Consider the following 5,627-nt stretch of genomic DNA (forward strand, 5'->3'; position numbering starts at 1 on the left):
AGTTTCGGCACCGCCACGTCGATCGTGCCGACACGGGTGTCAAGGTCGCGGTGGCGATACCCGTTGCGGTGGTTGACGCGTTCGGTGGAGACAACCGCTGTATTCGGCGCCGCAGACGGTGTCGGCCTGGGCGGAGAGGATTTGGTTGATAAACCCTTGCAGCATCTGGCGCATCAAGTCAGGGGAGGCTTGAGCGAGCAGATCATCCAAGTAGGTTGTCGGGTCGATAGAATGTGGTGCAGCGGTCATCGTCATATGCCTTTCGCTGAGATGTGGTAGTTGAGTCGAAAGGTTAACTGACGGTGACCGCCCCACTATTTCCGGGGCCCACCATCAGCAAGCGTTACACCACACTAAGGGACGCAACCCAGAACTCCAGTGAGTTGCTTTAAGCAAAATATTTCGCAGCCTTACGCAGGATGTCACGTTCTTCGCGCAGTTGTGCGTTTTCTTTCTCCAGTTGGCGGATGCGTCTCACGATTCATTCGCTGCCTGGGCTTTCTCGTGCACGGCTTTTATGCGGGCACGTTTGCCGGTGTAGTACTTGGTGACCCATGAATGAAGCGAGGCACGGTTGATACCGAGCTCGGCTGATGCTGAGTTCAGCGAGAGGTCCTGGGGTTGCCCGCAAATCGTGGACACATAGTAGAGCTACCTAGTGGTTAGGCAGCTATTTCTTTTCTGCTGGTGGTTAAACCAATATGGTTCTCGAAGTCGACGGGGCTGACCATCCCGAGTGCGGAGTGCCGGCGCCGACGGTTGTAGACGACTTCAATCCAGTAGGCAACGGCCTTGCGTGCGGCATCACGGGTTGACCAGCGCTTCCGGTCGTAGAACTCGGTTTTAAGCGTCGACCAGAACGACTCGGCCATCGCGTTATCGAAGCACACTCCGGTGCGCCCTACGGACTGAGCAACACCTAGGTTGCGGCACACCTCCCAGAGCTTCTCGCTGGTAAATTGCGTTCCGCGGTCAGCGTGAAACACCAGCCCATCAGGAACGTCACCGCGCAACGTATACGCCATCCGCAGGGCCCGTTCGACCAAACTTGTGTCTTGAACGCGATCCATAGCCCAGCCCAGTACCCTGCGGGAATGACCGTCGCGGACTGCACATAAGTACAACCATCCTTCACCGGTGCGCAGGTAGATAAATATCTGACATCCGCACCCGGTTGAGCTCACCAGTATCAAACATGCGCTTGACCAGGTCAGGAAGCGTGGACTTGCGCTTGGCTTGGATCGTTGTCACTGGAACGAAAGCACGCGGTGAAATCCCTTCAATGCCCATCATGCGCATCCGCTTGGCTACAGTCTTGCGATTCACACTGATCTGGTAGCGCTCACCTAGTTCTGCGGTGATTCACAGGGCACCATAGACCTCGTCGGAGTCTTTTTCAGATCTGATGAATCTTGCGATCAACATCATCGTAAAATGATGCACGATCATCTTTTCCGGATAAGCGTTGCTGCTGCATATGGGCCCATTTGTAGTATCCAGACCGAGATACCTTCAAAAGGCGTGCCATGCGCTTGATACTGAAATTCGCCTTGCTCTGACTGCATCAATTCGAACTTTTCTGATCGCGTTGCCTTAAAGCGAAGAAGGCTGTCGCTTGTGACAAAAACTCATTATCCATCTTGGCTTCTGCCAGCTCACGACGCAGACGAGCGTTCTCAGCACGAAGATCCGCTTCGCTTAGCCCATCAGAGGATCCTTAGGCGTTGACGCTCATTTTTCACCCACCGACCTAAAAGGCCAGGTGCGACACCAATTTCTTTCGCTACATGAGCAATCGGGCGTTCTGACTCGATTACTAGGTTTGCGGCTTCACGCCGGTACTCCGGCGTGTATTTCTGGCGTTGTTGACTCACAATGAACATCCTCTCTTACGGACACAAGATCCGTACTAATAGGGTGTCCACTAAACGAGGGTAACCTCACAATCTACAAGCCCACAAACTGACATTCAGCTAAAAATCCATTAACCTAAACTTAGAAACCTCAAGGAGAAACAACAATATAAGAGGAAACAAGAATGAAATCCCCCACTAAACTCGCAGCAGTAGCAGCCGCAACCGCAGCTCTCATCGCAGGACACACCTCCGCCCTCGCCGCAACACCAGGCAACACCGTCCTCACCGGTGACAGCGTAGTAGCCAACCCAACCGTGCCTGACTACTGGAAGAATAAAGCAAACATCAAAGCAAACACCGGCGTCGGCTGTGTTACAGACGGGGCCATCGCCGACGAAATCGCCAACGCATCCGGCGGCGCACACGTCGACCAGTACCAATGCGCAGGCGCTTCCTTTTCCACCGGCGGTGTACATATCGACAACGCCCTGCGCACCGCAGCTCAACACGGTGACCTCAACCCACAAACCAAAAACGTAGTCATCGTCGCAGGAGCCAATGACACCTATCCCTACGGCCCCGACGTCCAAGCATCAGACCGCGCAATCCGCAACGGCCTCCGCAATGCCATCAACATCGCCCACCACCACGCACCCAACGCCAAAGTCATGGTAGTCGGCTACCCCCACGTCTCTTTCAACAACATGTCCTGCTACAACAGCGGACTCGGCTCATCCAACCCCCTCCCCATTCCGGCCGGCAACACTGCAGGTACCGAGCAGCGCCTACAGAACGCCCTCCGCGAAGTAGCACAACAAAACAACGCCACCTTCCTCGACGCATGGCCAATGTCCGAAGGACACGACGCCTGCTCCCCAGACCGCTGGTGGGTAAACCTCATCGACATCATGCCACCAGCACCAGGCAATCTTCCTCTCCACCTCAATGCCCACGGCACCCACGCCTACGGCCAATTCATCGGACACAACCTCGCTAAGTGACCCAAACAACAAAGATTCCCGTGCAACCCCAAAATGCACGGGAATTTCCCGTCTAACAAGGAAAACACCCATGAAAACCACAAAAATCAACACAGCACTCGCCACCGCAGCACTAACAACCACACTCCTAGCCCCCACCGCACAAGCCCTCCAACCAGGAGACAAATACGTAGCACTCGGCGACTCCTACGCCTCAACCGGAACCATCACACAACCTGTCCCTGGCAGCACCCCAGCCTGCGTCAAAGACCAAGACAACTACCCACACCAACTAGCCAAACAACTCAACCTACAACTCGACGACGCCTCCTGCGCCTGGGCATTCACCTACCAATACGACAACCCCCAACACCACGCACTCCCCTTCACCGCCCCAGCCCCACAAAAACAACACCTCACACCCGACACCAAACTAGTCACCATCACACTCGGAGGAAACGACGCAGGACTAGCCGCCCTCTTCGCAACCTGCACACCACACATCCAAATCCCAGGGCTCCCCGACTGCGCCCCCATCGCAAAACCCATCACCGACGCCAGCATCCACAACCCCGACATCACCGGCCGAAACCTAAAACAACGCCTCACCGACATAGCCAACGACACCAAAAAACGCGCACCCCAAGCCCAAATCTTCTTCACCGGATACTACACAGCAGCCACCCCAGAACACCGCTGCCCCGAAAGCGGCTACCTCTCCCTCAACGACCGCAAATACATCAACAACTTCCTCACCGAAGTCAACAACACCATCCGACAAGCAGCACAAGAAACACACACTAACTACATCACCCCACCAAACGACCCCGAAGGATGGTGCAAACCCCCACACCAACGAAACTCCAACTACTACGGCCTACCCGAACAAAACCTCATCGCCCACCCCACCTCACTAGGCCAAAAACACATGGCCCAAGAAATCGCACGCAACATCCACTAACCCAAACACAGAAGGAGAACAAATGAACACCACCAATAAACTCAACACCACCAAAGAAACCATCCAAGGCATGCAGCACATGCTCAAAATGACCAAACAACGCGGATTCCTAACCCACAACGCACCAGCAAAAGCAAAACTACTAGGCCTCCGCAACATCGCCCGCTACCGCTTCTCCCCCGCAAGCAACCTCGAAACCGCCTACCAAATAGCCCCAAATACCACAGCAATCATTGACGACGACACACAACTCACCTACGCACAACTCCGCCACAACGCACGCAGCCTCGCCCAATGGCTCACAAACTACGCACAGCAACACAACCTCAAACCCCACCAACTCAACTACGGAATCCTAGCCCGCAACTCCTCCGGAGCCGCCACAGCAATCCTCGCCCGCTCCTACAACGGCGCAATAGCCAACATGCTCAACATCCAAGGCTCCCCAGAACAAATCAAAAACCTCATCCAACAAAACAACATCAAACTCATCATCACCGACCCCGAATTCCTCCCCAAAATCCCCCACAACACCGATAAAATCATCATCAACGACACCACAACAACCCCAAACCCAAACCACATCACCCTCAACCACATCACCCAAACCACCCAAAAAATCAAACTCCCCCTCATCCCCAAACAAACCCCCTACATCCTCTACTCCTCCGGCACAACAGGAACCCCCAAAGGAATCCAACGCAAAGAACCCACCTTCCCAGTAACCCTCGGCGCCATCCTCGACAACCTCGACTGGCACGCCAACCAAACCGTCTACATCCCCTGCACCCTCTTCCACACCTGGGGCATCGGAGCCCTCAACATCGCCATCGCAGGAACCTGCACAATGATCATGTCCCGGCACTTCGACCCCGACAAAGGCATGCAAATCATCCAAAAATACAAATGCGACGGCGCCGTAACCTCCCCAATCTTCTACAAAAACATGCTCGACAAAAAATACGACATGAGCAGCCTAAAATGGATAGGCTCCGGCGGAAACAAAGTCACCCCACAACTCGTCCACGACGTAAACCAACACTTCGGACGCCCCATCCTCACCACCATCTACGGCTCCACCGAAGCCGACCTCATCGCCTGCGCTAACCCCCAACAACTCGCCAACGACCCCACCACAGTAGGAACACCAGTAACAGGCGTCCAAGTCACCATTCGCGACCCACAAGGAAACCCCCTACCGCAAGGAAAAACCGGCCAAATCACCATCAAAAGCCCCATGATGCTCACCGGCTACACCAACCCAAACAAGAAACCCCCATACACCCAAGACGGAATGCTACAAATGGGCGACACCGGATACATCGATAACAACAACCAACTCCACGTCCTCGGCCGCTCAGACTCAATGATCATCGTCGGCGGAGAAAACGTCCACCCAGAATCAGTAACAGCAACCATCGAATCAATGCCCGAAATCGCCGAAGCAGCATGCATCGGAGTCGAAGACAAAGACACATTCCAAAGAATCGCCGCCTACGTCGTCACACACAAACCCCACACCCTCACCCCAAAACAAATCCAACAACACGTCGCCCAAAACCTCGCCGACCACTCCATCCCCCGAGATGTCCACTTCATCGACAAACTCCCACGCAACATCATGGGCAAAATCCAAATCAACCAACTAACCAAACTCCACAACCACCCCCACTAAAATTGCACCACCCCCACACACCAACTACGGTAAAATTCACGTACAAAACCAGTACGCAACCATTTCCCCAAACGAAAGGTAGGGTTGCCCGCAAATCGTGGACACGTAGTTAAGCTGCTTAGGGGTTAAGCAGCGGCCTTCTTATTACCATTTTG

3 protein-coding genes and 2 pseudogenes are annotated in these 5,627 nt (G+C 54.3%); 3 read left to right on the forward strand and 2 right to left on the reverse strand.

Annotation, left to right across the window (positions count from 1 at the left end; translation table 11 throughout):
* Both QP891_RS11395 and QP891_RS11405 read right to left on the reverse strand, forming a co-directional pair.
* A pseudogene (locus tag QP891_RS11395) lies at positions 1–249 on the reverse strand (transposase); the annotation flags it as partial.
* A gap of 413 nt (positions 250–662) precedes the next feature.
* Positions 663–1,883 (reverse strand): annotated as a pseudogene (locus QP891_RS11405) (IS3 family transposase).
* A 155-nt stretch (positions 1,884–2,038) separates the two neighbouring features.
* Between QP891_RS11405 and QP891_RS11410 the strand changes: the two are divergent.
* From QP891_RS11410 to QP891_RS11420, 3 genes are all read left to right on the forward strand, one after another.
* Positions 2,039–2,857: a GDSL-type esterase/lipase family protein gene (locus QP891_RS11410; protein ID WP_284769968.1), complete on the forward strand. Its 819-nt coding sequence runs from the start codon at positions 2,039–2,041 to the stop codon at positions 2,855–2,857.
* 70 nt (positions 2,858–2,927) lie between these two features.
* Entirely contained in the window at positions 2,928–3,797 is an 870-nt protein-coding gene (locus tag QP891_RS11415) for an SGNH/GDSL hydrolase family protein (RefSeq protein ID WP_284783757.1), read from the forward strand.
* Positions 3,798–3,819: 22 nt separating this feature from the next.
* The gene (locus QP891_RS11420; RefSeq protein ID WP_284783758.1) at positions 3,820–5,472 is read left to right on the forward strand and encodes an AMP-binding protein; all 1,653 of its coding nucleotides are present in this window, start codon (positions 3,820–3,822) and stop codon (positions 5,470–5,472) included.
* Positions 5,473–5,627 lie beyond the last annotated feature (155 nt).

Origin of the sequence: Corynebacterium sp. MSK310 (genome assembly GCF_030227355.1) — a bacterium.
Lineage (GTDB): Bacteria > Actinomycetota > Actinomycetes > Mycobacteriales > Mycobacteriaceae > Corynebacterium > Corynebacterium rhinophilum.